Below are 26,451 nucleotides of genomic sequence, written 5' to 3'. Positions count from 1 at the left end.
GTGATGGCCGATGAGAAACAGCCCCTGTTCGCCCGGGAGGTCAAGGAGGCGGCGGAAGAGGATGAACTGGTCTCGGAATTCAAGGCCGGCAACCGCTACCTCGCCGTGCCGCCAGAGATGGCCGGCTGCAGCTTCGGCCCGGACATGAACGCGATCCAGGCTGAAAAGCCGGAGGTGAATGGAGACGATTTCCCCCTCACCCCCGGCAGTTCAGAGGGCACCGGCCTGGAATAGCCCGCTGGCCTAAAAGTTCGGCGGTCGTGCCTGATGATGCTCGGTGGCGACCTGCCAGGCGCTGACCACTTCCAGCAGGCGATCGTCTTCAAACAGGCCGCCGGTGAAGGTGATGCTGGTCGGGCGCTCCCCTTCGTCAAGGCCGTTGGGGACGGTCACGGCCGGGTGGCCGCTGAGATTGGTGGTCAGCAGGTTGAGATTGCCATGTGAGGGCGCGACATAGACGTCCACCTCGGCCACCATCTCATGCATTTCCTCGATCAGCCGCTGGCGTAGACGATTGGCCTGCAGGTATTCCACCGCGGGAATGAAGCGCGCTGCCCGGAACACATTGGGCCAGGCGAATTCCTCCTGGCGGACCAGCTCGTCTGCCTGACTGTCTCGAGTGAAGGCATCAAAAGCGGTGGCCGCTTCCACATCGAGGATGAGTTGCATGGCCCCCAGGGGTAGATTGGGCAGGGCAACGGGGCGCAGTTCCGCGCCGAGCGCCTCCAGATCGTCCAGAACCGCTTTATCCTGTTCGCTGGCGCCTTCGAAGGTGTTTTCCAGATAGCCGATGACCACCCCCTCCAGGCCTTCCCGGGGCTGATAGTCGAAAGCCACCGGGTGCAGGCTGACATCCTTCCCATCCGGTCCGTCGATGACGGCAAAGACCCGGGCGGCATCATCCACACTGCGGGTCATGGGCCCGACCTTGTCCATGCTCCAGCTCAGGGCCATGGCCCCATGCCGGCTGACCCGGCCGAAGCTGGGACGTAGTGCAGTGGTGCCGGTCCGGGTGGCGGGGGAGACCAGCGAGCCCAGGGTTTCGGTGCCCAGTGCAAAGGGCACCAGCCCTGCCGCGGTTGCAGCACCCGAGCCTGCAGAGGATCCGCTGGCACCCTGTTCCAGCTCCGGGTCCCAGGGATTGCGGGTGGTGCCGCCATACCAGACATCCCCCCAAGCCAGCGCCCCGAGAGTCAGCTTGGCGATCAGCACGGCGCCGGATTCATCCAGCTTGCGGATCACCGTGGCGGTTTCATCAATCACCTGCTCTTCGAAGGGTGCCGCGCCCCAGGTGGTGCGGGTCCCCTCCACGGCAAAGAGGTCCTTGGCGCCATAGGGGATGCCATGCAAGGGGCCCCGGTCGATGCCGGCCGCCAGTTCCCGGTCGGCGGTCTCGGCCTGAGCCAGGGCACGGTCCTCGGTGAGGCTGATGACCGCTTCCAGGCGGTCGCCGTGCTCGCGCAGGCGGCCGAGAAAGAATTCGGTCAGTTCCACCGAGCTGATTTCGCCGTTGCGCAGCAGCGCGCCAAGCTCCGACAGCGACAGCCAAGCCAGCTCGGCATCGTCCGCCGGGCGGCTGAAGTCTTCCGGATAGGACCATTCCGGTTCCACCGGGTCTGAGCGATAGTCATAGCCGATGGGCCGCGGATCGAAGACCAGCGCCGGTGCCTGCGGGTTGGGAATGAGCGTCTCGCGCATCTGCTGGTAGCGGCTGCGGTGGCTTTCCAGGGTGTTCTGCATCAGCTCACGGTCCTCGGGCCGGAAGGCCAGGTCCATCAACTGTTCCGCGGCAGCGGCATTGGCTTTGGAGACGCCTTCATCCGGGGCGGGGTCGGGGGCAAGCCAGTAAGCACCCAGCCCGCCAAGGGCCAGGCCAAGGAAAAACAGCAGGGGCGCCAGTAGTCGCATCGCTCACTCACCTTGTTAGCATCAACAGGAGCCTGAGTGTGCCACAGACGGGGCGAAGGAATCCCAGGGCAAAGGGAGAAAAGACGCCCCGGGGCCGAAGCCGCCGGGGCGCTTGTGTTACCGGGCCAGCTTTATTGCCTAGCGGGCCGGTTCCGCATACTCACCAATCCAGTCACGCACTTCCTTGTACCAGCGAATGGAGTTGTTGGGCTTGAGAATCCAGTGGTTCTCATCCGGGTAGTAAAGCATGCGGCTGTCGATGCCCTGATGACGCAGGGTTCGGAAGATCTCGAAACCCTGCCCCACCGGCACCCGGTAGTCTTTCTGGCCGTGGATGACCAGTGCCGGTGTGTGGAAGTCGCCGGCCAGGTAATGGGGCGAGATCTGCTCATAAATATCATGCTCCCAGAAGTCGCCGAAGCGCTCACTGTGGACGGCAAAGTCCGCCGACATTTGCGAGTACAGGTTGTACACCGGGGCATGAATCACCAGGGCATTGAAGGGGTGCTCCTTGGCCAGCAGCACGCTGGACAGATAGCCACCGTAACTGCCGCCACCGGCCACCATGCGATCGGCGTCAATCCAGGGCTGCTCGGCAAACCACTCCGCTGCCTTGACCGTATCGGTGTAGGGTTTGGTCATCCAGTCCGGGTTGATGGCATCGGTAAACTCCTGGCCAAAGCCGGAGGATCCATGGAAGTTGTGCCAGGCGGTAACATAGCCCCAGGAGGCGAAGGTCTGGGCATTCCAGCGGAAATGGAAGCCGTCGGTGATGCCGTTGTGGGGACCACCGTGGATGAGCAGGAAGAGCGGGTACTCCTTGCTCTCATCGAAACCCGGCGGGTAGTGGACCCACATCTGGATTTCCTGGCCGCCGTAGCCCTCATAGGTCACCGACTCATAGCTGCCCAGATCCACGTCGGCCAGAACCTCATCATTGAAGTCGTCCAGTCGGCTGGCTTCGCCTCTGTCGCCGTCCACCCGAACGGTACGAGGCGGGTAAAGGAAGCTCTGGTTGCTGGCCACCAGAACGCCGTCGTCGGAGATGGACAGGCCGCTGAAGTTGGTATCACCGGTCACCGCGCGCGGCTCACCGCTCTCGCCGTCAATGAAGTAGATGCGGTTGGTCCCGGCATCGTCGATGGCGCCGTACAGGCCGCTGCCGTCCGGGGCCCAGATCAGACCGGACACCGAACGGTCCCAGTCCTCGGTCATCATCCGCTGCTCGCCACTGTCCACATCGTGGAACATGAGCTGTGCCTGGTCGGCATAAAAACCGCGAATATGCTGGCGGGTGAAGGCCAGGGTGCGGCTGTCCGGGCTGAACAGCGGGTTGCTATCGGGCGCTTCATTGTCGGCGGTGATATTGCGGGCCTCATCATCGCCCGGGGTCACCAAGAAGAGATCGTATTCCGGGCTGACTCCGTCCCGGGCACTGTCGGCCTGAAAGGCTAGCAGTGATTCATCGGGGGCAACGTCATAGCTGCCGGCACCGGCTCCGGAGCGGGACAGTTGCAAGCCGGTGGGCTGGGTAATGGCCTCGATGTCGCCGCCATCCGCCGGAATCCGGAAGATATGGTTCTCCCTTGCCTCATCCAACCAGTGGTCCCAAAAGCTGTAGGGTAGGTCGTCCCAGGCGTGAGCGGAGACGGGGTCCTCCTGCTCTTCCTGGATTTTCTCGGCCATCTCGTCCCAGTCCTTATCGGGCCAGATGCTGCTGACGAAGTAGATGTGCTCGCCGGCCCATTTGATGCCGCCGGCCCCGGTGGGCACCTCGGTGATCTGCTCGGCTTCACCGGGGGCATCCATGGGCAGGCGGTAGACCTGTGGCCGCTCATCGTCGCCCCGCACGCTGGTAAAGGCCAGCCAGGAGCCGTCGGGGCTGAACACCGGATTGCTGCCCCCCGCCTCGTGGCGGGTGAGCTGTCGCTGGCGCTCACCGTCCTCATTCAGCAGCCAGAGATGCGTTGTGGCTTCGTCACTGTCCACATCATAGGACGTCACCGGCACCACCACATGGCCACCCGCCGGCGAAATCACCGGGCTGCCCAGGCGGTCCATTTCCCACAGAACCTCCTTGGACAGGGGATTGAAATCTTCATTATTACCATTGGCCTCGGCACAGCCCGTCGCCAGGAACAGGGCCAGCCCGACCATCAAGAAACGTTTCATGTTTCCCTCCATTGTCTGCGCAGTCTCGGGATAGGGGAGGCCGCATTGTTACACAATAACGATGCTGGGCGGCAAGTCTTGGCAGGAATGGTTGGCCATGGATGGCCTGCCCCGGGTTTTCAGCGCAGAGCTGCCATCGTCCGATTTGTCGAAAATGAGGGGAAAAATCGACACGATGGCTTGATGTGTCGAGCCCATCGACATAGGCTGGTCCTGAGAGGCCATTGTGTCGAAAAATGATGAGAAAATGAACATGAGCTGGCGTCCGGATCAGGCATATAACGAGCTGCCCCCGCTGCCGCCGCCGATAGAGGCGGTGGAGACCCGGGCAGTGCTCAAGGCCTGTATTCCGGCCCGGGCCGCGCTGGCCGAACTGCGCCAGGCGGGTGAGCTGCTGCCGGACCAGGGCCTGCTGGTGAATCTCCTGCCCATGCTGGAGGCCCGCGACAGCTCAGAGATCGAGAATATCTTTACCACCACGGAGAAGCTATTCCGCCACGCCCGCCATGAGCGGGGTGCCGATCCGGCGACCCGAGAAGCGCTTCGCTACCGAAAGGCGCTGGAGGAGGGCTGTCGACTGCTCGATTCACGGCCGGTCTGTACGGCCATGGCCGTGGAGCTTTGTAGCCTGATCCAGGACCGGCCCATGGAAATCCGCCGTTTGCCTGGCACGGTGATTGATGATGCGGCCCGGGACGAGGTGATCTATACCCCGCCCGAGGGCGAAGACCGTATTCGCGAGCTTCTGGCCAACTGGGAGACCTTCGTGCATGGCGAGGATGACCTGGACCCATTGATCAGAATGGCGGTCAGCCATTACCAATTTGAGGCCACTCACCCATTCATGGACGGCAATGGCCGGACGGGGCGGCTCCTGAATGTGCTGATGCTGATGGAACGGGGGCTGCTGACATTACCTATCCTCTACCTCAGCCGCTACATTGTGAAGAACAAGGCGGATTATTACCGCCTGTTGCTCGGCGTGACTCGGGACGGGGCGTGGGAAGAATGGATTCTCTTCATGCTGAACGGGGTCGAACAGGTATCGACCTGGACTTGCGACAAGGTCGCCGCCATTCGTGCGCTGATGGATGACACATCCGCTTATGTCCGCCAGCAATTGCCGCGGATATACAGCCACGAGCTGATGCAGGTGATTTTCGAGCAGCCCTATTGCCGGATCAGCTCGCTGGTGGAGCGTGACATCGCCAAGCGTCAGACGGCGTCGGTGTACCTGAAGGACCTCGCCTCTATCGGGGTTCTGAAGGAGGAGAAAGCGGGCAAGGAAAAGCTATTCGTGAATCCGAAACTGATGCGGCTAATGTCGCAGGAAAGCCACGAATTCGAGGCCTGGAAGACGTCATAGGCGCGTCAGGGGGCTGCGAACAACCGAGCTTGGGACTGGGGCTGGCCAGAGGCTCGTGTCAATCAGAGCTTTTAAGCAAATCCCTCCGCTGTCAGGCACAAAAAAGCCCACTGCCTGAAACAGTGTGCCCCGCAATTCGTCCATGGGATACGCTAGCCTTCCTCAAAGGCGCCCTCGGCCTGCAACTGCGCCAGCAGCTCATCCCAGGTGTCCAGGAACAAATCCGTGGTGATTCGCTGTGCGTGGTAGCAGACGGCTATCAGCGGCTGGGGATCCCGGTCTCTGGATAGTGCCCGCAAGGCCGCGATATAGCGATGGCGGTCGGCGGTGGTCACAATCAGCCGGGCCTGCTCGGCCGCGCTTAACTCCGCATTGGCAGTGAGCCGGGCCACGCGCCCGTTCCCGTCGAGGAAGGGATGAACTTCGTTCACCAGGAAAAGGGTGAAGACCGCCCGAGCAAAGGGATTGTCCAGTGACGCCAGGTAGTCGTAGCCCAGTGCCAGGGAGCCCTCGACCAGAGCCTCGTCCATGAAGGTGTGAGCACCGGCGCCCACTGGGCCAGTCCGGAACTCACCGGGGCGCCATTCCGGCCGTTGTGCCATCAGTGATTCGTGTCTCTCCCGGATGAGTAGCTGCAAGTCCTGGCTGCTTTCGGGCGTGGTGTCGGCAAGCTGACGGCGGGCGAGGGCGAAGGTGCTGGTGATGTCATGGCTGTCGGCAACGGGGCGACCCGGTGCCGGGCCGCCCTGGAAGACCAGCGCTTGAGCTTCCTCGATTAGAAAGCGGGTACCTTCAATGTAATTAGAGAAATAGGCTTCGATGAAGGCCCGCCGGTCGGCCTGATCCGGGGTCTCGTTTGTCGGCCGGGGCGGTGTGGTCGAATGCCGCAGGGCCTGTGCCAGGCGATCAAAGCGGTCCTCGGCGGTGGGGCAAACGGGGCGGCCCGCAGCGCGGGACAGGACGGCTGATGGGCCCAGAATCCGCCGTGATCGCCGTTTCCCGGTAATGGCCCCGATCATTTCCTCGAGCAATCGGGCCTCGCGGTTCATCCTCAGATCTTGCCCGAGGCGGCTTGCCTGGTGTCCCAGGTCCTCAAGGGCGCCAAATCCTTCCCGTAGCGCGTAGCGTTCGCAGTGTTCCTGAACCGCCTTGCTGCCCAGGGAGCGGGGCAGCCCCTTTTGAGCCCGGCTCACCGTCAGGTTTTCCAGAAGCGCTCTGGGGGTGGATGCCCAGTAGAGCTCGCCGACGAACGGTCTGTCGCCGGCAATCGGCCCGGGCCCGGGCGCCAAGCGCACGGTAATACCTGGCAGCGTTACCGACTGGCGATGACGGGCGCCGACCAGAAAGATTTCGCTGGCGCCGATGGGGGCGGCTTCGAGGGCGGAGCGGTAGCCGACCACATAACCGGGGTATTTGTGGGCGAGAACCCGCCAGAGCCTCGGGGAGCGCAGGATCTCGGCCGGCGTCTGGTCTAGGATGGTCGTATAGATGCCGGGCGCGATGCGCTGCAGTTCACCGGCCTGGGCAGCCCGACGAAGACGCTTGTCATGGGCTTGTTCGCCGCTTGCGAAGACCAGATCACTCGTCGATGTGTCCGCCCTCGTCATATTTGCGCCCCAGACGGTCAAGAATCTGTCCAGGATTCTCTCATTTGGGCGGTAAAATGTCCATATTATTCGTATTGAGACAATTGCTGACTTGCAGTGGTTATTGCGTGCGCCAGCTTTGCTCCTGATTCAATCCATCAGAAGTGCTAAATGCACCGGATTTTTGAGCATGCACGAATGGGCTGGATCAGGCGTTTACCGTAGGTTCAAATCCTCCCCTCTAGTGGCACCAGACACAAAAAAGCCCACCGTCGGGAACGGTGGGCCGCAGATTAGTGGTCGGGGTGAGAGGATTTGAACCTCCGGCCCCTGCCTCCCGAAGACAGTGCTCTACCAGGCTGAGCTACACCCCGACGACAGGCGCGGAATAATACGGTATTGACCGCTGAGTTGCAATCCGGGCAGATCGCTTGGGACGGGCTCGGGCCTCGGGCAGCGGTGGCTCCGGGCTGGGGTAGGGACGACCGTAACGGGGCCCAGGGCGGGGCGTCCGATGCCTATCCTTACAAGTGGAGATGATCGCCATGGATCATGCAAAACGCCTGAGAGTTTCCCTGCTGGCCCTGCGGACCGGGGTCTTTATCGTCATGTTCATGTGGGCTCTGGACAAGATCGTGGCGCCGGATCACGCCGCGGCCGCGTTCGAGAATTTCTACATGCTTGAGGGCATGGGGACCGGCATTCTGGCGGCGATCGGGGGGGGTGCAGATACTGGTCTACCTGGCCTTTCTGCTGGGGCTGTTCAAGGCGGTTAGCTACGGCCTGGTTCTGGCCATGCATGGGGTGTCGACGCTGTCCAGTTGGCAGCAGTATCTGGCCCCCTTCGATCACCTGCTGTTCTTCGCCGCCTGGCCCATGCTGGCGGCCTGTCTTGCCCTGTTTCTGCTGCGGGATTCGGACACCCTGTTCAGCATCGACGCGTCCCGTCGCTGGGGCTAGACTCGAAGGTCGAGCTGCTGAACGGTGCCGATCTCGCCGTTGAGGCCAAGATACAGGCCGGTCTTACGGGTCTGGCCCAGGGTGTTGCCCTGGGGGTCCGTTAGCGTGAAGGGGGTGTCGGTCCGGTCCAGGGAGATGGCGCCGATGCCCATCTCGCTGAGATCGCTGACGTGAAAATTCCCGGCGGCATCCCGGTGCCATATGGCCAGATCCTGGTAGATGCTGTCGCCCGCATCGATCCAGCCGTTGCCGTCGTCATCATGTCGGGCCAGCTCCTGGAAGCCCTGCCCGGTCTCGGGCCCGAAAAGCTGGGCGCCACTGGTGATCTGACCCTTGCCGTCCGGGTCGTGGACCAGGAAGCCGCTGCCCGGTTGCAGGAAGGGCATGCCTTCCAATTGGCCATCAATGGTCAGGTCGAACTCGATAGGGTCCGGGCCAAGCTGGGCCGCGGCTGCGTCGAAGTTGATCACCAGGGGGTCCTCCAATGGCCCGCCCCGGGTGGTCAGACTGTTAACGCTGAGCGATTCGAAGTCCCTCGCCATGTCCAGGTGCACGATAAAACTGATTTCCCGACCATCCCGGGTCTGGACGATGCCGATGGCCTGAAACTCGCTGTGTTCCCGCTCCCGTCGCCACTCTATTTCCTTGAGCTCCACGGACCAGCGAATCTCGGGGAGCAGCGGCTGGTCCAGAACCGGCCGGCTTGCCGTCAAGGGACTCTCTTGATTGGGTGTCTGCGGATTCAGCGATTCACCTTCAAAGACCTGGAAACGATGCCCGGCAAGGCGTTCCAGGATTGCTTTCATGATCGATAATTTGAGGGCGTCCCTGGCAGAAAGCCGCATACCCTCTTCCGAGAGCTGGCTTTCTTCAAGCGGGCGCTGGCTGGCTTCTGTGGTTGTGGCAGGGGTCTCAGCAGGCGGCACGATTTCCACCTGCATGCGGCTAAAGGTCACATTAAGGGAGCGCGATTCCTGGTAATGACGGGATTCAAGCCGCAGGGCAGAGTTGGCAATTTCCACGATAGGACCTCCCCGGGACAGAGTCCCTGAGAAGGTTAACGGCCCCAATCCTGACAACTTGAGTTCTGGGGGCTGGAAAGGCTCAGCTCGCCCGTGCCACGGAGAAGCGGGCCAGCTCGGCCAGGGCCTTGCGGTAGGGGGAGTCGGGCAGTTGACCCAGGGCGGCTTCGGCCCGTTCGGCGGCCCGGCTGGCCTGTTGGTGGCAGTAGGCCAGGGCGCCGGTTTCATCCAGGGCCTTGATGATCGCGTCGATCTGGTTGAGGCCACCCTCTTCAATGGCGCGACGAATCATGTCCCGGTCTTCCCGGCTGCCCTCGCGCATGGCGTGGATCAGGGGCAGGGTTGGTTTGCCCTCGGCCAGGTCGTCGCCCACGTTCTTCCCCATGTCTTCGGCCGAGGCGCTGTAATCCAGCACATCATCGGTGATCTGGAAGGCCTCGCCCAGGGCCATGCCGTAGTCATACAGGGCCTGCTGCTCTGATTCGCTGCTGTCAGAGAGGATGCCGGCGCAGCGGGTGCCGGCGGCAAACAGGGTGGCGGTCTTGCGCCGGATCACCTCGAGGTAGCGTTCCTCGGTGGTGTCTGGGTCATTGCAGTTCAAGAGCTGCAGGACTTCGCCTTCCGCGATCTGGTTGGTGGCGTCGGCCATCACATCCATGATCAAGGGGCGCTCCAGGGAGACCATCATCTGGAAAGAGCGGGAATAGAGGAAATCCCCCACCAGCACGGCGGCCTCGTTGCCCCAGAGGGCATTGGCGGTATCCCGACCGCGGCGCAGCTCGGAGGCGTCGACCACATCGTCATGGAGCAGGGTGGCGGTGTGGATGAACTCGATGACCGCGGCCATGGTGACCGGATGCGGGCCGTCAGCCCCGGCGGCGCGGGCGCTCAGGAGCACCAGCAGCGGGCGCAGGCGCTTGCCGCCGCTATTGACGATGTAGTGGCCCAGTTGGTTGATCAGGGCGATATCGGAATTGAGCTGGCGGTGGATTTCGCAGTCTACGGCGTCGAAATCGTCCTGGACGAGCTCACGAATCTGCTGCAGCGACATGATAATTGGTTCAGGGTCCGGTGCCGTGAAGGCCGCTGATGCTAGCAGCCCCCGGCGGGTGCGACAATGGCGGCGGGGCAGGAATTGCCCATGATGTGGCGGGGGTTTGACCCGCGGGCCGGAGAGGGCTAAAATGCGCGGCTTCGCTCTAGGGCCTTTAGCTTTCTTTGGAGACAAGACCCGATGTACGCCGTAATCAAGACAGGCGGGAAACAGTACCGCGTCAGTGAAGGTGACATTATCCGCGTCGAGACCCTTGGGGCCGGCGAGGGTGATTCCGTCGAATTCGACAACGTCCTCATGATTGGTGAGGAAGGCAAGGAGCCGAAAGTGGGTGCTCCCTATGTCGAGGGCGGCAAAGTGACCGGCACGGTCAAGGCTGAAGGCCGCCACAGGAAAATCGACGTGATCAAGTTCAAGCGGCGCAAGAACTATCGCCGCCACTATGGTCACCGCCAGCCTTATACCGAAGTGGAAATCACCGGTATCAAGGGCTGATTTGTTTCGAACCGTTTGCGACGAGGTAAGTCGAGATGGCACATAAAAAGGCAGGTGGTAGTACACGCAACGGTCGCGATTCCGAGTCAAAACGGCTTGGTATCAAGCGCTTCGGCGGCCAGGCCGTGAGCGCCGGCAGCATCATCGTGCGCCAGCGCGGCACCCAGTTCCACCCCGGCGAGGGTGTGGGCATGGGCAAGGATCACACTCTGTTCGCCACGGTGGACGGCAAGGTGTCCTTCGTCACCCGTGGCGCCAAGAACCGCAAATTCGTCTGCATCGAAGCAGACTGAAGATAAGCGGTTTTGCTAGCTTCGCAGGCCCCGGTAGCGTCGCTGCCGGGGTCTTGTCGTATGGGCCCCGTTGATGGCGGGGAAAGATCCGGCGTCCAGGCGGCGCTCGGATGTCCCCGCTATCAACGGAGCAGTAATTGGCGGCGAGCCACGAGCAGCGGGCTCGTGGCTCGCCGCTCGCAGCTCGGAGCTTCCCAGTGAAATTCGTCGATGAGGCGACAATCAGGGTTCAGGCCGGGGACGGCGGCAGCGGCTGCGTCAGTTTCCGTCGTGAGAAGTACGTGCCCAAGGGTGGGCCGGACGGCGGTGACGGCGGTGACGGTGGCAGTGTCTGGCTGGTGGCCGATGAGGGCGTCAACACCCTGGCGGACTTTCGTGTCTCGCGCACGTTCAAGGCCCAGCGCGGCGAGGACGGCATGGGCAAGAACCGGACCGGGCGTAGCGGCGAGGACCTGGAAGTGCCGGTGCCCGTAGGCACCATTGTCCATGAAGCCGATACCGGTGAGCTGATTGGCGATCTGGTGGAGCATGGGCAACGGCTGCTGGTGGCCCAGGGTGGCTGGCATGGATTGGGCAACACCCGCTACAAGTCCAGTACCAATCAGGCCCCCCGCCAGTTCACCACCGGCACGCCCGGGGAGAAGCGGCGCCTGGCCCTGGAGCTCAAGCTGCTGGCGGACGTGGGTCTGCTGGGGCTTCCCAATGCCGGCAAATCCACGCTGATTCGGGCCCTGTCCAATGCCCGGCCTCGAGTGGCGGATTATCCCTTCACTACCCTCCATCCCAACCTGGGCGTGGTCTCCCTGGGGCCCTTGCAGAGCTTTGTGATCGCCGACATTCCCGGCCTGATCGAAGGGGCCGCCGAAGGGGCGGGTCTGGGGATTCGCTTTCTGAAGCACCTTCAGCGCACGGGGCTGTTGTTGCATGTGGTGGATGTCCAGCCACTGGAGGGGGACCCGGTAACCAATGTGCGGACCGTGGTCCGGGAGCTGGAAAAGTTCAGTGCCGAACTTGCCGGACGAGAGCGTTGGCTTGTGCTCAACAAGATCGACACGCTGGCGCCGGAAGAGCGAGAGGAAATGCAGCGCCTGATCGTGGACGAGCTGGACTGGCAGGGGCCGGTTCACCGGGTCTCGGCCGAGTCGGGCGAAGGCACAGAGGTCCTGGCTCAGGCCATCATGCAGCGTTTGGAAGAGAAGCGTGCGCTGGAGGCCGAGCAGGCGGGGAAGGTCACTGGTGATACTGAAGCTGATCGTGAACCGGGGCAGGCCGATTCGTCTGAAGAATAATGAATGGCCGCCCACAAAAAAGGCTCCCCTCAGGGAGCCTTTTCGAAGATGGTGCCGAGGAGAGGACTTGAACCTCCACGGGGTTGCCCCCACCAGCACCTGAAGCTGGCGCGTCTACCAATTCCGCCACCTCGGCAATGATCGGCGCTGCCGATCAAGGCCGCGAACTTTACCGTTGCCGGTGGCGGTTGTCAACGCGTTGCGACAAATTATCGGCTGCCGGCACCTGTTGGTGCGGCGGCGAACAATGAGACAATAGATTGTATGAGTACAGAAAATACCAAGAAACGACGCTGGAAGAATGACCCCAAGGCGGGCCGCGAGGCCCAGCGCTACGAGAACCCCATCCCTTCCCGGGAATACATCCTGAAGGTCATGGAAGAGCTGGGCGAGCCCCAGGACTTTGATGATCTGGTTGAACAACTGGGTCTGGTAGAGCCGGAGGAGGTGGAAGCCCTGGGATTCCGCGTCCGGGCCATGATCCGTGACGGTCAACTGATCACCAACCGCCGTGGCGCCCTGTGCCTGGTGGATCGGGTGGGCCTGGTCACCGGCACGGTGGTGGGTCACCGGGACGGTTTCGGCTTTTGCACCCCGGACGACGGCGGCGCCGATGTCTTCATGCCTCCCCGCGAGATGCGCGAGATCATGCATGGTGACCGTGTGGCGGTGCGTGTTGTGGACGTTGACCGCAGAGGCCGTTCGGTGGGCTCCCTGGCGAGGATTCTGGAGCGCAATACCGAGGATTTGATTGGCCGTTATTTCGAAGAGTCCGGCATCAGTTATGTGGTGCCGGATAACAGCCGCTTCAGTCAGGATCTTTTTGTTCCCCCGGAGAAGCGGGGTGGCGCCAGGCACGGACAGATCGTGCGGGTGGTACTGGAAATGTATCCCTCCCGCCGCAACCAGCCCATCGGCCGGGTGGAACAGATTCTCGGTGATCACCGGGATCCGGGCATGGAAATCGATATTGCCGTGCACTCTCACGGTCTGCCGCGGGAATGGCCGGAGGGCGTGGAAGCCGAGGCCCAGCGCTTCGGTGGTTCGGTGTCCGAACAGGCCAAGGCCGGACGCAAGGACTTCCGCGAGCTGCCGCTGGTGACCATTGATGATGAGACCGCCAAGGATTTTGACGACGCGGTCTTCTGCGAGAAGACCGACAAGGGCTTTCGTCTCCTGGTCGCCATTGCCGATGTTGCCGAGTATGTGCAGCCGGACAGCGCCCTGGATCAGGAGGCCTGGCGGCGAGGGACATCCGTCTACTTCCCGGGGCATGTCATCCCCATGTTGCCGGAAGTGCTGTCCAACGGGCTTTGTTCGCTGAATCCCGAAGTGGATCGGCTGACCATGGTCTGCGAGCTCTTTCTGGATGAGGAAGGCAAGGTCACCGGCAGCCGTTTTCATGAGGGCGTGATCCGCTCTCATGCCCGTCTGACCTACAACAAGGTCTGGGCCATGGTGCAGGGGGATAAGCAGCTGCGCTCCGAGTACGAGCATGTTCTCGGCAACGTGGAAAATCTGCACACCCTGTTCCGCAAGCTGATCAAGCGTCGGCGCAAGCGCGGGGCGATTGATTTCGAAACCATCGAGACCAAGTTTGTATTCGATGATTTCGGCAAGATCGAAAAGATCGTGCCGGTGGAACGCAATGATGCCCATCGTCTGATCGAGGAATGCATGATTGCCGCCAATGTGGCGACCGGACAGTTTCTGGAAAAGCACGGCATGCCCACCCTTTACCGGGTGCATGAGGGACCGGAAGAGGAAAAGGTCAGCGAGTTACGCGACTTTCTGGGCAAGCTCGGGCTCAAGCTGGGTGGCGGTGAGAAACCGGAGCCCAAGCATTATGCCCAGGTGCTGGACCAGGCCCGGGAAAGGGAAGATGCCGCTCTCATCCAGACGGTATTGCTGCGCTCACTGAAGCAGGCGGTCTACAGTCCCAGGAATGTGGGCCATTTCGGTCTTTCCCACGGCACCTATCTGCATTTCACTTCACCCATTCGCCGCTATCCGGATTTGCTGGTTCACCGTGCCATCAAGCACATCCTGCGCAGGTTGCCGGAGGACGAGTATCCCTACGGCTTCAAGGACATGGAGCGCATCGGCGGGCATTGTTCCTCGACCGAGCGGCGGGCCGATGAGGCCACCCGCGATGCGGCCGATACGCTCAAATGCGAGTTCATGCAGGACAAGGTCGGTGAGGAATTCGAGGGCATGATCGTGGGCGTTACCTCCTTCGGTCTGTTCGTGAAGCTCAAGGAGGTGCATATCGAAGGCATGGCCCATGTCACCTCCCTGCCCAACGATTACTACAAGTTCGATCCCGTCGGCCACCGCATGGTGGGCGAGCGCTCCGGCCGCGTCTTCCGGCTCACCGACAGCCTACGGGTCCGCGTGGTCCGGGTGGATCCGGATGAGCGCAAGATTGACCTGGAGCCGGCGGAGGCCGAAGCCGAGGCCGGTGGCAAGAAAAAGGGCAAGAAGGGCAAGAAGGCCCGGAGGCAGCGGGGATGACGGAGTTCCTCGCCGGTATCCACCCGGTACGGGCCGCCCTTGCCGCCGGGCGGGTGCGGGAGCTCCATGTGGCTGCCGGCAACAAGCGTATTCGTGAGTTGAGTGATCAGGCCCGGGCGGCGGGGATTCCGGTGCTGTCCACTGACAAGCAGCAGCTTACGATCCTTGCCGGCACCGATCGCCATCAGGGCGTGGTGGCCCGGGCCGAGCCGGGAGAGAACGTGACCGACCTGGATGATCTGGTCGCCCGGGCCGAGTCCGGGGAAGCACTACTGCTCCTGGTGCTGGATGGCGTGCAGGACCCGCACAACCTGGGTGCCTGTCTGCGCACCGCCGATGCCGCCGGGGTGGATGCGGTAATCGTGCCCAAGGACCGCTCCAGCCCACTCACGCCGGCCGCTCGTAAAGTGGCTGCCGGCGGCGCGGAAACGGTGCCTTTCCTGCCGGTTACCAATCTGGTCCGGGCTCTGCGTAGCCTTCAGGAGGCCGGTGTGTGGACAGTGGGACTGGCCGGTGAGGCCGGCCAGAGCCTCTATGAAACCGATCTAACCGGGCCTTTGGCCATTGTTATGGGTGCCGAAGCCGATGGCTTGCGGCGCTTGACCCGCGAGCAGTGCGATTTCCTCGCCGCCCTGCCCATGGCCGGGCAGGTGGAGAGCCTCAATGTCTCGGTCACCGCCGGGGTGTGCCTGTATGAGGCAGTGCGGCAGAGGGGGGAGAGTTCCCAGTGAACAGTTCCCAGTGAACAGTTCCCAGTGAACAGTTCCCAGTGAACAGTGGGGCCGTGCCTACACGAGCGCCTACTGTTTTCTGTGGATTTTGTGGGTGCTGAGTAGGCAAGGGATATTTCGAAGCAGCACGGCAGCCGGTGCTGGCACGGCCCCACTGTTCACTGGGAACTGTTCACTATATCTATCACCCCTTCGTCGAAAGGCCTTGCGCCCGCCGGCGGTTTTCCCTAAAATTTGTCGATTAATCCCCGGGCCGGCTCCGGGGCTTTTATTTTTCTGCGACGTTAACCCGCCGGCGGGCCGTTGCACTCTCTGCTTCACCGCGTCTGCGGGAGGCCGAACCCGAAGGGAGTTTTTGCAAGATGCGTCATTACGAAATCGTTTTTCTGACCCATCCGGATCAGAGTGACCAGGTCCCGGCCATGATCGATCGTTACAAGTCGATCATCGAGTCCGCCGAGGGCCAGGTTCATCGCCTCGAGGACTGGGGGCGGCGCCAGCTCGCCTATCCGATCAACAAGGTGCTCAAGGCCCATTACGTGCTGATGAACGTGGAGTGCACCAAGGAAGCTCTGGACGAGATCCTGTCCGCATTCCGCTTCAATGATGCCGTCATCCGGCATTTGGTCATCGGCCGTGAAGAAGCCGTCACCGAGCCTTCTCCGCTGTCCAAATCGGAAAGCGAAGAGAAGGAATCCGCCGCAGCCTCTGCCTGAGCGCGGCCTGACTGATCGGATATAAGAGGAGTTAGAGCAATGGCACGTTTTTTCCGCCGTCGTAAGTTCTGTCGCTTTACCGCTGACGGGGTCAAGGAGATCGATTACAAGGATCTCAACACCCTCAAGGCCTACACCACCGAGACCGGCAAGATTGTCCCGAGCCGGATCACGGGGACTGCTGCCTTCTATCAGCGTCAGCTGTCCAAGGCCGTCAAGCGCGCCCGCTATCTGGCGCTACTGCCCTACACCGACAGCCACTCCAACTAAGGGGTGCCGGTGGTCGGATCGCCGGCCACCGGATGACGGAGTCCAGTATGCAGGCGGTACTCGGCTGGATAATGAGCAGCCGCTGGCGGGCCGTGATCGGCGTTTGGCTGATGGGCGCGATTCAGTGGCTGAGTCTGCTGGGTGGTGGCCTCGTGGCTCTGGTGGCGCTTCGCCAGGGGCCCGCCGAGGGCGCGGGCGTTGCCTTCCTGGCTGCCCTCGGCTTGATTCCATTTGCGATCATGCTGGGGGCACCGCCCTGGGTCCTGCCAGTGGCTGCACTGTCGCTGTGGTTGCCGGTACTGGTGATGGCTTGGGCACTGTTGCGTACAGCGTCCCTGGCGCGAAGCTTCCAGTTGGCGGCGCTTTTCGGCGCCATGGTGGTCCTGGCCCTGCACAGCGGCGATGATACTGCCCGCCAGGTGGGCCGTGAGATGATTGACCAGTGGCTCATGCCCTTCCTGGAAGGCCGGGAACAGGGTGTGCCCGATGAGGCAGCCCTGGATCGTCTGGCCATGCTGGTCCCCGGTATGATGGCGGCGGCTCTGACAGCGGCCCTGATCATCAGTCTGATTCTCGGGCGCTGGTGGCAGGCGATCCTGTATAATCCAGGGGGATTTCGCGCAGAGTTTCACGAGCTGCGCCACGGCCAGTTTGCCGTGCTGACCGGCGGGGTTGTTTTCATCCTCGCGGCGGTGACCACGACAGTGCCCCTGCTGGATAACCTGGCCTTGGTGGCCATCCTGGTATTGATGTTCCAGGGGCTGGCCGTCTGCCATGCCTTCGTGCACCGGCGCAAGCTGGGCGGGGTTTGGCTGGTGCCGGTGTATGGCCTGCTGCTGCCGTTCACCGTGCCGGTGATGAGTGTCATGGCCGCCCTGGCCATACTGGACAATGTGCTGGATTTGAGAGGCCGTTATGCCCCTGCGCCGCAGGTCAGTGACGGCAGTGACGATTAACCGCAGAACCATCAGGTAGATGTTATGGAAGTCATACTTCTCGACAAGGTTGAAAATCTGGGTGGCCTGGGCGACCGCGTGACCGTCAAGCCCGGTTATGGCCGCAACTATCTTATCCCCTACGGCATTGCCAAGCCGGCGACCAAGGAAAACATCGCCGAGTTTGAGGCCCGCCGCGCCGAGCTGGAAAAGCAGGCCGCCGAGGCCCTGGAGGCCGCCAAGGCCCGGGCCGAGAAGCTGGAAGGCCTGAGCCTGGAGATCACCGCCAATGCGGGCTCTGAAGGCAAGCTGTTCGGCTCCGTGGGTCCCATCGACATCGAGGCCGTGCTCAATGAGCAGGGGCACGAGGTCGAGCGCAAGGAAATCCGCATGCACGACGGCCCCATTCGCGTGGTCGGCGAGCACCAGGTGGACATCCACCTGCACTCCGACGTCGACGTGACCATCACGGTCAACGTCATCGGCGAAGAGTGATCCAGGCGTGATACTGTGAGTCCGTGGTCGGCGCCTGCCGACCACGGACTCAATTGCCGGGCAGCTGCGCCCGGCCGCTTCTTTCAGTCCGCTTGTTCGTCGGGGAGGCGCAATGGTCGGTTCGGCTGAATCCTTGCCCAATTCGGAGCAGGCGGACGCGCTCAAGGTTCCGCCCCATTCCATCGAGGCCGAGCAATCGGTTCTCGGAGCCCTGATGCTGGACAACAGCACCTGGGACCAGGTGGCGGACCGGCTCTCCGACGGCGATTTCTATCGCCGCAATCACCAGATCATCTTCCGGGCCCTGGCCCGTCTCTCCGACCGTGGCGACCCCTCTGACGCGGTCACCGTCTCCGAGTACCTGGAAAAGACCGGCGAGCTGGAAGAGGCCGGCGGGCTGGCCTATCTCGGTGCCCTGGCCAAGGACACGCCGAGCGCGGCCAATGTGCGCGCCTATGCCGATATCGTGCGGGAACGCTCGGTGCTGCGGCAGCTGATCCGGATCGGCCATGAACTCTCCGAGAGCGCCTTCGCCCCGGACGGCCGCGACAGCAAGGAATTGATCGAGGAGGCTGAAAAGCGGGTCTTCGAGATCGCCGAGCAGGGCATGCGGCGCAGCCAGACCTACAGCCCCATCAAGGACCTGTTGCGTCAGGCGGTGGATCGCATCGACGAGCTTATCCACTCGGATGCCGACACCACGGGCATTCCCTCGGGGATCGACAAGTTCGATGAAATGACGTCCGGGCTGCAGCCCAGCGACCTGATCATCCTGGCCGCCCGTCCCTCCATGGGCAAGACCTCTCTGGCCATGAACTTCGCCGAGCATGCGGCGATTCAGGCCAAGCAGCCGGTGGCCATCTTTTCCATGGAAATGTCCGGCGACCAGTTGGCCATGCGCATGATTTCCTCCCTGGGTCGGGTGGACCAGTCCAAGGTGCGCACCGGGGATATTTCCGAGGAAGACTGGCCGCGGATCACCTCCGCCGTGGCCCTCATGTCCGAGGCGCCCATTTTCATCGACGATACCCCGGCCCTGACGCCGACGGAGCTGCGGGCCCGTTGCCGGCGCATCAAGCGCGAGCACGGTCTGGGTCTGGTGGTGGTGGACTACCTGCAGCTGATGCGGGTGGCGGGGATGTCAGAGAACCGGACCAACGAAATCTCGGAAATCTCCCGGGGGCTCAAGGCCCTGGCCAAGGAGCTTAACGTCCCGGTAATTGCCCTCTCCCAGCTCAACCGCAACCTGGAACAGCGCCCCGACAAGCGCCCGAAAATGGCCGACCTGCGTGAATCCGGGAGTATCGAGCAGGATGCCGACGTCATCGTCTTCATCTACCGGGACGAGGTCTATAATCCGGACACGCAGCACAAGGGCATGGCCGAGCTGATTATTGAGAAACAACGAAACGGCCCCACCGGCAAGGCCATCACCACCTTCCTGGGCAGCTACACCCGCTTCGAGAATTACATCAGCGAAGAGTACATGGAGGAGTACTGAGCGGGCGAGCAGGCGGGGGAAGCGATCTGTACTGAATAGCTGGGGAAAGCACTGACATGACGCGGGCCACGCGGGCGCGAATCAACACTGATGCCATCCGACACAATCTCACCCGGGTGCGGGAGATTGCCCCCGATTCCAGGGTCATGGCCTGCATCAAGGCCAATGGTTATGGCCATGGCCTGGTGGATGCAGCGCGAGCGCTGAAGGGCGCGGATGCATTTGCGGTTGCCTGCCTGGAAGAGGCACTGGAAATTCGTTCCGCCGGTCTCAGTCATCCCGTCATCCTGCTGGAAGGCATCCACCGGGCGAGCGAGATCCCCGTGGTGCGGGATAACGGCTTCGAGATGGTGCTGCATGACCCCGCTCAACTGGCCTTGCTGGAGTCTGCCGGCCTTCCTCAGAAGCTGTGGCTGAAGATTGATACCGGTATGCATCGCCTGGGTTTTCGTCCGGAGGATGCACCCGCCATCCGTGAACGCGTTCAGCGCCAGGGGTTGGCTGAAGGCCCCTTGCGCTACATGACCCATCTGGCCTCGGCTGACGAGAAGGATGGCACGCCCGACCCGGCGGGTCAGATTGATCGTTTTCTCAAGCTGGTGCAGGACTGGCCCGGGGAGCGTTCCATCGCCAATTCCGCCGGGGTTGTGGACTGGCCCCAATCCCGTCAGGACTGGATTCGCCCGGGAATCATCCTTTATGGCGTCACGCCTTTCACGGATCGCTGCGGCCAGGACATCGGGCTCAAGCCAGCCATGACGGTCAGCACCGAGCTGATTGCCGTCAAATGGGTGGAGAAGGGTGGTCGTGTGGGCTACGGCGGTGGCTGGTCCTCACCCAGGGACATGCGGCTTGGCGTAGCCGCCATTGGTTATGGAGACGGCTATCCCTGGCATGTGGCCAATGGCACTCCGGTCCTGGTCAATGGCCGTCTCAGCCGGGTCATCGGTCGGGTCTCAATGGACATGATTACCGTGGACTTGAGTGATCACCCTGAAGCCGGAGTGGGGGACGAGGTTATCCTCTGGGGCGCTGACCTTCCGGTGGAAACCGTCGCCCGCCATGCCGGCACCATTCCCTACGAGCTCCTCTGCGGCGTCACCCGCCGGGTCAAGTTCGACGTCGAGTGAAGGGCATCCGCAGAGGCACGGCAGTGCTAAGAAATTCAAAAGAATGCCTCGCGCAAAGACGCCAAGACGCTAAGAAAAACCAAAAAATTTTGCCTCGCGCAGAGTGCGCCAAGGTCGCAAAGAAAGAATTTCTTATTGTTTTGGCGGGGGTAATGGCTGCCGGGCTTCAATCGAGGTTCCAGACTCTCCAACAACTCAACTGTATAATTCTTGGCGTCCTTGGCGCACTCTGCGCGAGGCCCCGCTTTTGAATTTCTTTGCGGCTTGGCGTCTTTGCGCGAGGCCGCCTTTGATTTTTATCGAATTTCTGTGCGAGATGGCCCTTATTGCCTGAAGGCCAGTCGCACGCCCGCGACTTCCAGTTCGTCGCCGTTGTTCAGGCGGCAGGAGCGGGGGCCGTTGTCGCGGCCATTGACCTTGGGGGTGCCGCCGTCCACGGGGACCAGGTAAAAGCCGTCCCGTCGGTGGCTTACTGCTGCCACCTGGCGTCCGGGGACGCCTATGGTGGTGACATCCTCCTCCAGAAAGAGGGTTTCGCCGGCATTTTCGCCATCAAGGACTTCGATGCGAGCGTTTGCCTTGCTCTTGCCATTGAGCTCACTGGTCTGCTCTTTTTGAATGGCTTCGCGGCCACCCGCAATATCGTCCAGCTTGAGAATCATGGTGTCCTGGAAACTGGGCGGGGCACTGGGCCCTTCGAAACGGATGCGGAAATGCCCGATGCCGAATTCATCGCCATCCCGCAAGCCCACCCGACGAATACGCCGTCCATCCAGACGGGTGCCATTGGTACTGCCCAGGTCTTCGATACAGAAGTGGTCGCCCCGTTGTTCCACCAAGGCGTGATGCCCACTGACCGCGCCATCATCCAGATGGATATCATTATCTTCCTGTCGGCCCAGGGTCAGGCGCTGGCCAAGATCAAACTCTCCAAACAGCTGATCACGGTAATGCACGACAAGCTTTGCCATCAGAAAATACCCCTTTGGATCAAGATGGGTGCCGAATCAGCACCATGTTCAAATATCGGCGGGGTTCCCTTCCCGGCGGAAGAGCTTTTGCAGTCTATCCCGAAACCGGGACAGAAGCGGCCGCCGTTCGCTGGCGCTGCCGGCGCCAGCCAGGGTCAGAATGACGGATATATTGTCCCGGCCGCCCAACTCATTGGCTCGGTCCACCAGGCTGTCCGCCAGTTCTTCCAGTGCCCCGGATCGGGATTCCAGGGCATAGCGGATACTATGATCATCCATCATGTCTGTCAGGCCGTCGGAGCAAAGCATGAAGAGATCACCTTCGGCCACCGACTCTTCCCGCAGGCTCACATCCACGCTTTCTCTCACGCCAAGGGCTCGGGTGATGACGTGCCGATTGCCGGCACGGCGAGCTTCCATGCGGGTGTAGTAGCCCCGGTCCAGCAATTCCTGATTGAGAGAGTGGTCGGTAGTCAGTTGCTCCATTCGCCCTCGCCGCAGTCGATATGCTCGGGAGTCACCCACATGGCCAATGGTGACCCGGCGGCGGCGGAACAGGCAGGCCACGATGGTCGTGCCCATACCCTGACGCTCCGGGTCGGAGCGGGCGGTATCGAGAATGCTGCGGTTGGCTTTCTGGAAGGCTTCCTCGAGGAGGCGATCACCCCGTTCCAGGGGGCTGGCATTTCGGACTGTACTCACCACCGTGTCCACGGCGATCTGACTGGCGACTTCCCCGGCGCTATAGCCGCCCATGCCGTCGGCCAGAACCAGAAGGCCCAGTCCTGGCTCCAGACGGATAGCGTCTTCGTTGTGCGGGCGCTTGCGCCCGGTATCAGTGCGACCGGCAGCGGTCAGTCCCGTCTCGGATCCCATGATCCCTTCCTGTCGATACGCGCCTTGCCTTGCGCCAGAGACTGCCCGGCCGGGGTCCGAAGCTCAATCACCAAGGCTTTGAGTTCTGGGCAGCTCATCTAGTCCGGCATCCTTATCTCGCCCGAGTATACCGGTAGGTGAGGGTGTCGCGGCAAGTCCGGCGCTCTATTGCCGCCATGATAGTATGCGTTCGCTTCCACCAAACAGCGGCGATGGGACTGGATATGGCCAGGGCGAGAACGGTCTATGAGTGTGAAAACTGTGGGGCTCAGGCACCCAAGTGGTCCGGGCAGTGCATGGATTGCGGGGCCTGGAATACCCTGAGTGAGGCGGTGATTGCTCCCGCGGCGACACCGGCCTCGGCGCGTGCGGCCAAGGGCCGCGGAAGCGCCCAATACGCCGGGGCCAGCAGTGGTGTGGTCAATCTGTCAGATGTCCGTGGTCGGGAGGCGGCCCGCACCGGTACCGGCCTGGGGGAGCTGGATCGGGTTTTGGGTGGAGGACTGGTGGCCGGCTCCGCGGTCCTGATCGGCGGTGATCCGGGAATCGGCAAGTCCACACTCTTGCTGCAGGCCTGTGCCCGACTGGCCAGGGAAGAGGGGGTGCTGTACGTCACTGGCGAGGAGTCCCTTGAGCAGGTCCGTCTGCGGGCTGAGCGCCTGGAGGTGGGGGAGACCAGCTTGCGTCTGGTGGCAGAAACCTGTGTGGAGCGCATAATCGCCACTGCCGAGACCGAAAAGCCCCGCGTTCTCATCGTGGATTCGATTCAGACGATCTTTTCCGAGGCCGTGCAGTCTGCGCCGGGGGCCGTGGGCCAGCTGCGCGAGAGCGCGGCCCAACTGGTGCGTTTTGCCAAGCAGACCGGCACTGCGGTGTTTCTGGTGGGGCATGTCACCAAGGAAGGGGTGATTGCGGGCCCTCGGGTCCTGGAGCACATGGTGGATACGGTGCTCTATTTCGAGAATGATGCCGGCAGTCGCTACCGGGTGATAAGGGCCGTGAAGAACCGCTTTGGTGCGGTCAATGAGCTGGGCGTGTTCGCCATGGATGATGTCGGGCTCAAGGAAGTCCGAAACCCTTCGGCGATTTTTCTCTCCGGCCACCAGAGCGATGTCAGTGGCAGCGCCGTGATGGTGGCCCGGGAAGGAAGTCGGCCATTGCTGGTTGAAGTCCAGGCCCTGGTTGATGCCACCCAGACCCATAACCCCCGCCGAGTGGCCCTTGGTCTGGATCAGAACCGCCTGTCCATGCTGTTGGCCGTCATGCACCGCCACGGCGGCATTGCCATGGGTGATCAGGACGTGTTCATCAATGTGGTCGGTGGGCTCAAGGTGGAAGAAACCGCCGCCGATCTGCCGCTACTGCTGGCAGCCTTGTCGAGCTTCCGCGACCGCCCGCTGCCTCCCGGCCTGGTGGTCTTCGGCGAGGTCGGCTTGTCCGGCGAGGTCCGTCCCGTCTACAACGGTGAGGAACGCCTGAACGAGGCGGCCAAGCATGGTTTCCGCCAGGCCATCGTTCCGCGCGCCAATGCCCCCAGAAAACCCCCAGAGGGCATGGCGGTCACCCCCGTCCGACGCCTGAGCGACGCCATCGATGCCATCCTCCGCGATTGAGGTTTGGGCCTCGCCGAGAGACGTGGAGAAATTCAAATGGATGCCTCGCGCAGAGACGCAAAGACGCGGAGAAATTCAAAAGCTTGATGGCCTCGCGCAAAGCGCGCCAAGGTCGCTAAGAAAATGCGTTTTTAAGCCTGAGAGTTGCAAGCCTTGAATCGAGGCTGAAGCCTCTCCCACAACACACCCCTTAAACCCTTGGCGTTCTTGGCGCCCTTTGCGCGAGGTAATATTTTTTTGGTTTCTCTGCGTCTTTGCGTCTCTGCGCGAGATAATCATTCCTTTGACTTGGGTTCCTCGTCCAGGCGGGGTTTGAGGCGGACGGTTTTGACCGCGTTGGCCGAGCTTTGCACGATTTCGATGGGGTAGCCGTTGATCTTGATGCTGGTGCCTGGTTCAGGAATGGTTTCCAGGTATTCAAGGATCAGGCCGTTGATGGTCTTGGGGCCGTCGGTGGGGAGTTCAACTCCCAGCACCCGGTTGATGGTGCGCAGGTGGAGCGTCGCATTGACCAGGTTCGTCCCGTCCTCCTCGGTGACAATACCCTTGACCCGGGTGGCCACCGGGTCGGTGGTGAATTCGCCCACGATTTCCTCGAGGATATCCTCCAGGGTTACCAGCCCCTGGATGTCGCCGTACTCGTCCACCACCAGGCCGATGCGGCGCTGACTGTTCTGGAAGTTGATCAGTTGCCGGTGCAGGGGGGTATTTTCCGGAATGAAATAGGGTTCCCTGACGATCGCTTCCAGGGTTTCTCGGTTCATCTCGCCCCGGGTAATGGCATTCAGAACCCGGCGACTGTGAAGAATGCCAACGATATCATCGATGTTGTCCCGAAAGACCGGCAGGCGGGTGTGCTGGCTGTTGGTCAATTCCTCCAGGATCTCGTCCCAGGGGTCTGACAGATCGATGCCCACGATCTCGTTGCGGGGCACCATGATGTCCTCCACCGTCGCCTGTTCAAGATCCAGAATACTGATCAGCATATTCTGGTGCCGCTTGGGTATCAGGCCGCCGGCCTCTGTGACGACCGTGCGCAACTCGTCCGGGCTAAGGCGATCGTCGAGTGTCAGCCCGCCCGGCCGGACGCCGAAGGGGCGCAAGAGCTGGTTGGCGACCAGATTGACCAGCCAAATGATGGGGTAGAGCACCCGAATCAGCGGGGTGTAGACGAACGCTGCCGGATAGGCCAGACGTTCGGGGTGGATGGCCGCCAGGGTCTTGGGAGCCACCTCGGCAAAAATCAGGATCACCAGGGTGAGCAGGCCGGTGGCAATGGCGATGGCGGCCTCGCCGCCGAGGCGAAGCGCGATCAGGGTGGCCAGTGCCGAGGCGACGATATTGACGAAGTTGTTGCACAGCAGAATCAGGCCCAGTAGGCGATCGGGGCGCTGCAAGAGCCGCTCCGCGAACTGCGCTGCCCGGTACCCCGCTTCGGCCCGGTTCCGCAGGCGGTAACGATTGAGGGTCATCAGGGCCGTTTCCGAGCCCGAGAAGAACCCTGACAGGACGATCAGCCCAGCCAGGATGCCAAACAGACCACCTAAAGGAATGGATTCCAAGGTCTCAGGCGTCCCTTTTGCGGAGTGGAGGGCTATTGTCTCCGAGGCCTCGCGGGCCTGGCAAGCGTGTCCGATGAGTGTTGGCTGTTAGCCCCAGCGCTGCCCCAGTACCAACTCGAGGACAATGCGACTGCCGAAATAGGCCAGTGCAAGCAATACGAAGGCCGACAAGGTCCAGCGGATGGCGATTCTTCCCCGCCAGCCAAATTGATAACGTCCCCAGAGCAGAATCCCGAAGAGCAGCCAGGCGGCGGTTGAGAGAATGGTCTTGTGAGCCAGATGTTGTGCCAGCAGGTTATCCACAAAGAGCAGGCCGGTGAACAGGGCCAGGGTCAAACCCACGAAACCGATCAGGATCAGCTGGAACAGCAGACGCTCAGTGATCTCCAGCGGTGGCAGGATGCGAAGAACTCCGCCCGGATGACGGCCTCGCAGGCGCGATTCCTGAAAACTGAGGACAAGGGCCAGTACCGCCGCCACACTGAGCAGGCTGTAACTGGCAATGGAAAGGAAGATATGACTGACCAGTATGGCGGAGGGTGAGTCCACCAGGGTCGGCAGGCCGTCCAGGGGCAGGGCACCGAGCACGGCGCAGAAGGCCCCGAGGGGCAGCAGGGGAATGGAGAGGTTAAGCACCCGCTGGCGAAGGGCGGATAACAGAATCACGACGGTCACCACCCAGCCGATCAAGGAGACGATGTTGGGCAGACCAAGACTCAGGCCTTCGGGCGTGACAACCTGCCCCCACAGGCTGAGCAGGTGCAGCAGTCCGCCACCCAGTCCCAGAAACAAGGCCGTCCCCCGCATGGTGTCCGGCGCCAATGGCGAGGCGGTACGCCGTACCAGACGGATGATGAGTAATGTCATTGCCACCAGATAGGCGGCGGCAGCCAGAATGGCGATGGTGATGCCCGGCATGAATCAGTGGTCCTCGGCCTGACAGACTTTGGCGAGCAGCCAATTCGGCCAATTCGCCCATGTTCTCCCCAGAT

At 62.1% G+C, this 26,451-nt stretch carries 25 protein-coding genes and 2 tRNA genes; 16 read left to right on the top strand and 11 right to left on the bottom strand.

Annotation, left to right across the window (positions count from 1 at the left end):
• Positions 1 to 3: 3 nt before the first annotated feature.
• Complete coding sequence (locus VCB98_RS02450) at positions 4 to 234, top strand: hypothetical protein (RefSeq protein ID WP_346050124.1); 231 nt, start codon at positions 4 to 6, stop codon at positions 232 to 234.
• Between the two features lie 9 nt (positions 235 to 243).
• Here VCB98_RS02450 and VCB98_RS02445 read toward each other — a convergent pair whose 3' ends face one another.
• Together VCB98_RS02445 and VCB98_RS02440 are read right to left on the bottom strand one after the other, a co-directional pair.
• Positions 244 to 1,908 carry an amidase gene (locus tag VCB98_RS02445; RefSeq protein ID WP_346050122.1) on the bottom strand — a complete coding sequence of 555 codons (1,665 nt, stop codon included), beginning with the start codon at positions 1,906 to 1,908 and terminating at the stop codon, positions 244 to 246.
• Between the two features lie 138 nt (positions 1,909 to 2,046).
• Complete coding sequence (locus VCB98_RS02440; RefSeq protein WP_346050120.1) at positions 2,047 to 4,080, bottom strand: prolyl oligopeptidase family serine peptidase; 2,034 nt, start codon at positions 4,078 to 4,080, stop codon at positions 2,047 to 2,049.
• A gap of 253 nt (positions 4,081 to 4,333) precedes the next feature.
• On the opposite strand from VCB98_RS02440, the gene fic reads away from it, so the two are divergent.
• Positions 4,334 to 5,446: a protein adenylyltransferase Fic gene (gene fic / locus VCB98_RS02435; protein WP_346050118.1), complete on the top strand. Its 1,113-nt coding sequence runs from the start codon at positions 4,334 to 4,336 to the stop codon at positions 5,444 to 5,446.
• A gap of 152 nt (positions 5,447 to 5,598) precedes the next feature.
• Here the strand turns inward: fic and VCB98_RS02430 are convergent, their stop codons facing one another.
• Both VCB98_RS02430 and VCB98_RS02425 read right to left on the bottom strand, forming a co-directional pair.
• Positions 5,599 to 7,053, bottom strand: a complete 1,455-nt coding sequence (locus VCB98_RS02430) for a Fic family protein (RefSeq protein ID WP_346050116.1) — start codon at positions 7,051 to 7,053, stop codon at positions 5,599 to 5,601.
• 276 nt (positions 7,054 to 7,329) lie between these two features.
• Positions 7,330 to 7,406: transfer RNA gene (locus VCB98_RS02425), tRNA-Pro, on the bottom strand.
• 171 nt (positions 7,407 to 7,577) lie between these two features.
• On the opposite strand from VCB98_RS02425, the gene VCB98_RS02420 reads away from it, so the two are divergent.
• Positions 7,578 to 7,808, top strand: a complete 231-nt coding sequence (locus VCB98_RS02420; RefSeq protein ID WP_346050114.1) for a hypothetical protein — start codon at positions 7,578 to 7,580, stop codon at positions 7,806 to 7,808.
• Positions 7,756 to 7,992 (top strand): hypothetical protein, encoded by a 237-nt coding sequence (locus VCB98_RS02415; protein WP_346050112.1) that lies wholly within the window; start codon positions 7,756 to 7,758, stop codon positions 7,990 to 7,992. Before VCB98_RS02420 ends, VCB98_RS02415 begins: the two co-directional genes overlap by 53 nt.
• Here VCB98_RS02415 and VCB98_RS02410 read toward each other — a convergent pair.
• Positions 7,989 to 9,014 (bottom strand): SPM autocatalytic domain-containing protein, encoded by a 1,026-nt coding sequence (locus VCB98_RS02410; RefSeq protein ID WP_346050111.1) that lies wholly within the window; start codon positions 9,012 to 9,014, stop codon positions 7,989 to 7,991. The two genes, VCB98_RS02415 and VCB98_RS02410, sit on opposite strands and share 4 nt — an antisense overlap.
• Before the next feature lie 82 nt (positions 9,015 to 9,096).
• Positions 9,097 to 10,065, bottom strand: a complete 969-nt coding sequence (gene ispB / locus VCB98_RS02405; RefSeq protein ID WP_346050109.1) for an octaprenyl diphosphate synthase — start codon at positions 10,063 to 10,065, stop codon at positions 9,097 to 9,099.
• Between the two features lie 183 nt (positions 10,066 to 10,248).
• Here ispB and rplU point away from each other — a divergent pair, with 183 nt between their 5' ends.
• From rplU to cgtA, 3 genes are all read left to right on the top strand, one after another.
• Positions 10,249 to 10,563, top strand: coding sequence for a 50S ribosomal protein L21 (rplU, locus tag VCB98_RS02400; protein ID WP_346050107.1), 315 nt, complete (start codon positions 10,249 to 10,251; stop codon positions 10,561 to 10,563).
• A 35-nt stretch (positions 10,564 to 10,598) separates the two neighbouring features.
• A complete protein-coding gene (gene rpmA, locus VCB98_RS02395; protein ID WP_346050105.1) occupies positions 10,599 to 10,856 on the top strand; it encodes a 50S ribosomal protein L27 in 258 nt (85 codons plus the stop codon).
• Between the two features lie 197 nt (positions 10,857 to 11,053).
• Positions 11,054 to 12,145 carry an Obg family GTPase CgtA gene (gene cgtA / locus VCB98_RS02390; RefSeq protein WP_346050103.1) on the top strand — a complete coding sequence of 364 codons (1,092 nt, stop codon included), beginning with the start codon at positions 11,054 to 11,056 and terminating at the stop codon, positions 12,143 to 12,145.
• 49 nt (positions 12,146 to 12,194) lie between these two features.
• Here cgtA and VCB98_RS02385 read toward each other — a convergent pair.
• Positions 12,195 to 12,281: transfer RNA gene (locus tag VCB98_RS02385), tRNA-Leu, on the bottom strand.
• Between the two features lie 128 nt (positions 12,282 to 12,409).
• Between VCB98_RS02385 and rnr the strand changes: the two genes are divergently transcribed.
• The 8 genes from rnr to alr all read left to right on the top strand — a co-directional run bounded on the left by rnr (position 12,410) and on the right by alr (position 20,437).
• Positions 12,410 to 14,659, top strand: coding sequence for a ribonuclease R (gene rnr / locus VCB98_RS02380; protein ID WP_346050101.1), 2,250 nt, complete (start codon positions 12,410 to 12,412; stop codon positions 14,657 to 14,659).
• The gene (gene rlmB / locus VCB98_RS02375) at positions 14,656 to 15,390 is read left to right on the top strand and encodes a 23S rRNA (guanosine(2251)-2'-O)-methyltransferase RlmB (RefSeq protein WP_346050099.1); all 735 of its coding nucleotides are present in this window, start codon (positions 14,656 to 14,658) and stop codon (positions 15,388 to 15,390) included. The genes rnr and rlmB overlap by 4 nt, the downstream gene beginning before the upstream one ends.
• Before the next feature lie 362 nt (positions 15,391 to 15,752).
• The gene (gene rpsF, locus VCB98_RS02370; RefSeq protein ID WP_346050097.1) at positions 15,753 to 16,106 is read left to right on the top strand and encodes a 30S ribosomal protein S6; all 354 of its coding nucleotides are present in this window, start codon (positions 15,753 to 15,755) and stop codon (positions 16,104 to 16,106) included.
• Between the two features lie 39 nt (positions 16,107 to 16,145).
• Entirely contained in the window at positions 16,146 to 16,376 is a 231-nt protein-coding gene (gene rpsR, locus VCB98_RS02365; RefSeq protein WP_346050095.1) for a 30S ribosomal protein S18, read from the top strand.
• 47 nt (positions 16,377 to 16,423) lie between these two features.
• On the top strand, positions 16,424 to 17,332 hold the full coding sequence (locus VCB98_RS02360; RefSeq protein ID WP_346050093.1) for a YybS family protein: 909 nt from the start codon (positions 16,424 to 16,426) through the stop codon (positions 17,330 to 17,332).
• A gap of 24 nt (positions 17,333 to 17,356) precedes the next feature.
• Positions 17,357 to 17,806, top strand: a complete 450-nt coding sequence (gene rplI, locus VCB98_RS02355; protein WP_346050091.1) for a 50S ribosomal protein L9 — start codon at positions 17,357 to 17,359, stop codon at positions 17,804 to 17,806.
• A 112-nt stretch (positions 17,807 to 17,918) separates the two neighbouring features.
• Positions 17,919 to 19,307, top strand: a complete 1,389-nt coding sequence (gene dnaB / locus VCB98_RS02350; RefSeq protein WP_346050089.1) for a replicative DNA helicase — start codon at positions 17,919 to 17,921, stop codon at positions 19,305 to 19,307.
• Positions 19,308 to 19,363: 56 nt separating this feature from the next.
• On the top strand, positions 19,364 to 20,437 hold the full coding sequence (alr, locus tag VCB98_RS02345) for an alanine racemase (protein WP_346050087.1): 1,074 nt from the start codon (positions 19,364 to 19,366) through the stop codon (positions 20,435 to 20,437).
• A 323-nt stretch (positions 20,438 to 20,760) separates the two neighbouring features.
• On the opposite strand, the gene VCB98_RS02340 is transcribed toward alr, so the two are convergent.
• Positions 20,761 to 21,408 carry an FHA domain-containing protein gene (locus tag VCB98_RS02340; protein ID WP_346050085.1) on the bottom strand — a complete coding sequence of 216 codons (648 nt, stop codon included), beginning with the start codon at positions 21,406 to 21,408 and terminating at the stop codon, positions 20,761 to 20,763.
• Between the two features lie 48 nt (positions 21,409 to 21,456).
• Positions 21,457 to 22,284: a Stp1/IreP family PP2C-type Ser/Thr phosphatase gene (locus tag VCB98_RS02335; protein WP_346050083.1), complete on the bottom strand. Its 828-nt coding sequence runs from the start codon at positions 22,282 to 22,284 to the stop codon at positions 21,457 to 21,459.
• Positions 22,285 to 22,508: 224 nt separating this feature from the next.
• Here VCB98_RS02335 and radA point away from each other — a divergent pair, with 224 nt between their 5' ends.
• Positions 22,509 to 23,897, top strand: coding sequence for a DNA repair protein RadA (radA, locus tag VCB98_RS02330; protein WP_346050081.1), 1,389 nt, complete (start codon positions 22,509 to 22,511; stop codon positions 23,895 to 23,897).
• A gap of 275 nt (positions 23,898 to 24,172) precedes the next feature.
• Here radA and VCB98_RS02325 read toward each other — a convergent pair whose 3' ends face one another.
• Both VCB98_RS02325 and VCB98_RS02320 read right to left on the bottom strand, forming a co-directional pair.
• The gene (locus VCB98_RS02325; protein ID WP_346050079.1) at positions 24,173 to 25,459 is read right to left on the bottom strand and encodes an HlyC/CorC family transporter; all 1,287 of its coding nucleotides are present in this window, start codon (positions 25,457 to 25,459) and stop codon (positions 24,173 to 24,175) included.
• 87 nt (positions 25,460 to 25,546) lie between these two features.
• Positions 25,547 to 26,377: a cytochrome C assembly family protein gene (locus tag VCB98_RS02320; protein WP_346050077.1), complete on the bottom strand. Its 831-nt coding sequence runs from the start codon at positions 26,375 to 26,377 to the stop codon at positions 25,547 to 25,549.
• Positions 26,378 to 26,451: the final 74 nt, after the last annotated feature.

It is taken from the genome of Natronospira elongata (genome assembly GCF_034931365.1).
In the GTDB taxonomy this organism is placed as follows: domain Bacteria; phylum Pseudomonadota; class Gammaproteobacteria; order Natronospirales; family Natronospiraceae; genus Natronospira; species Natronospira elongata.
The sequence above is the reverse complement of the archived record's forward strand: the minus strand, read 5'-3'. Positions and strand labels throughout refer to the sequence as shown.

What these genes read in the sequence shown, in the direction of transcription:
- VCB98_RS02450 (WP_346050124.1), top strand. Translation starts at nt 4, where the DNA reads ATGGCCGATGAGAAACAGCCCCTGTTCGCCCGGGAGGTCAAGGAGGCG.
- VCB98_RS02445 (WP_346050122.1), bottom strand. Translation starts at nt 1,908, where the DNA reads ATGCGACTACTGGCGCCCCTGCTGTTTTTCCTTGGCCTGGCCCTTGGC.
- VCB98_RS02440 (WP_346050120.1), bottom strand. Translation starts at nt 4,080, where the DNA reads ATGAAACGTTTCTTGATGGTCGGGCTGGCCCTGTTCCTGGCGACGGGC.
- fic (WP_346050118.1), top strand. Translation starts at nt 4,334, where the DNA reads ATGAGCTGGCGTCCGGATCAGGCATATAACGAGCTGCCCCCGCTGCCG.
- VCB98_RS02430 (WP_346050116.1), bottom strand. Translation starts at nt 7,053, where the DNA reads ATGACGAGGGCGGACACATCGACGAGTGATCTGGTCTTCGCAAGCGGC.
- VCB98_RS02420 (WP_346050114.1), top strand. Translation starts at nt 7,578, where the DNA reads ATGGATCATGCAAAACGCCTGAGAGTTTCCCTGCTGGCCCTGCGGACC.
- ispB (WP_346050109.1), bottom strand. Translation starts at nt 10,065, where the DNA reads ATGTCGCTGCAGCAGATTCGTGAGCTCGTCCAGGACGATTTCGACGCC.
- rplU (WP_346050107.1), top strand. Translation starts at nt 10,249, where the DNA reads ATGTACGCCGTAATCAAGACAGGCGGGAAACAGTACCGCGTCAGTGAA.
- rpmA (WP_346050105.1), top strand. Translation starts at nt 10,599, where the DNA reads ATGGCACATAAAAAGGCAGGTGGTAGTACACGCAACGGTCGCGATTCC.
- rnr (WP_346050101.1), top strand. Translation starts at nt 12,410, where the DNA reads ATGAGTACAGAAAATACCAAGAAACGACGCTGGAAGAATGACCCCAAG.
- rlmB (WP_346050099.1), top strand. Translation starts at nt 14,656, where the DNA reads ATGACGGAGTTCCTCGCCGGTATCCACCCGGTACGGGCCGCCCTTGCC.
- rpsF (WP_346050097.1), top strand. Translation starts at nt 15,753, where the DNA reads ATGCGTCATTACGAAATCGTTTTTCTGACCCATCCGGATCAGAGTGAC.
- rpsR (WP_346050095.1), top strand. Translation starts at nt 16,146, where the DNA reads ATGGCACGTTTTTTCCGCCGTCGTAAGTTCTGTCGCTTTACCGCTGAC.
- VCB98_RS02360 (WP_346050093.1), top strand. Translation starts at nt 16,424, where the DNA reads ATGCAGGCGGTACTCGGCTGGATAATGAGCAGCCGCTGGCGGGCCGTG.
- rplI (WP_346050091.1), top strand. Translation starts at nt 17,357, where the DNA reads ATGGAAGTCATACTTCTCGACAAGGTTGAAAATCTGGGTGGCCTGGGC.
- dnaB (WP_346050089.1), top strand. Translation starts at nt 17,919, where the DNA reads ATGGTCGGTTCGGCTGAATCCTTGCCCAATTCGGAGCAGGCGGACGCG.
- alr (WP_346050087.1), top strand. Translation starts at nt 19,364, where the DNA reads ATGACGCGGGCCACGCGGGCGCGAATCAACACTGATGCCATCCGACAC.
- VCB98_RS02340 (WP_346050085.1), bottom strand. Translation starts at nt 21,408, where the DNA reads ATGGCAAAGCTTGTCGTGCATTACCGTGATCAGCTGTTTGGAGAGTTT.
- VCB98_RS02335 (WP_346050083.1), bottom strand. Translation starts at nt 22,284, where the DNA reads ATGGGATCCGAGACGGGACTGACCGCTGCCGGTCGCACTGATACCGGG.
- radA (WP_346050081.1), top strand. Translation starts at nt 22,509, where the DNA reads ATGGCCAGGGCGAGAACGGTCTATGAGTGTGAAAACTGTGGGGCTCAG.
- VCB98_RS02320 (WP_346050077.1), bottom strand. Translation starts at nt 26,377, where the DNA reads ATGCCGGGCATCACCATCGCCATTCTGGCTGCCGCCGCCTATCTGGTG.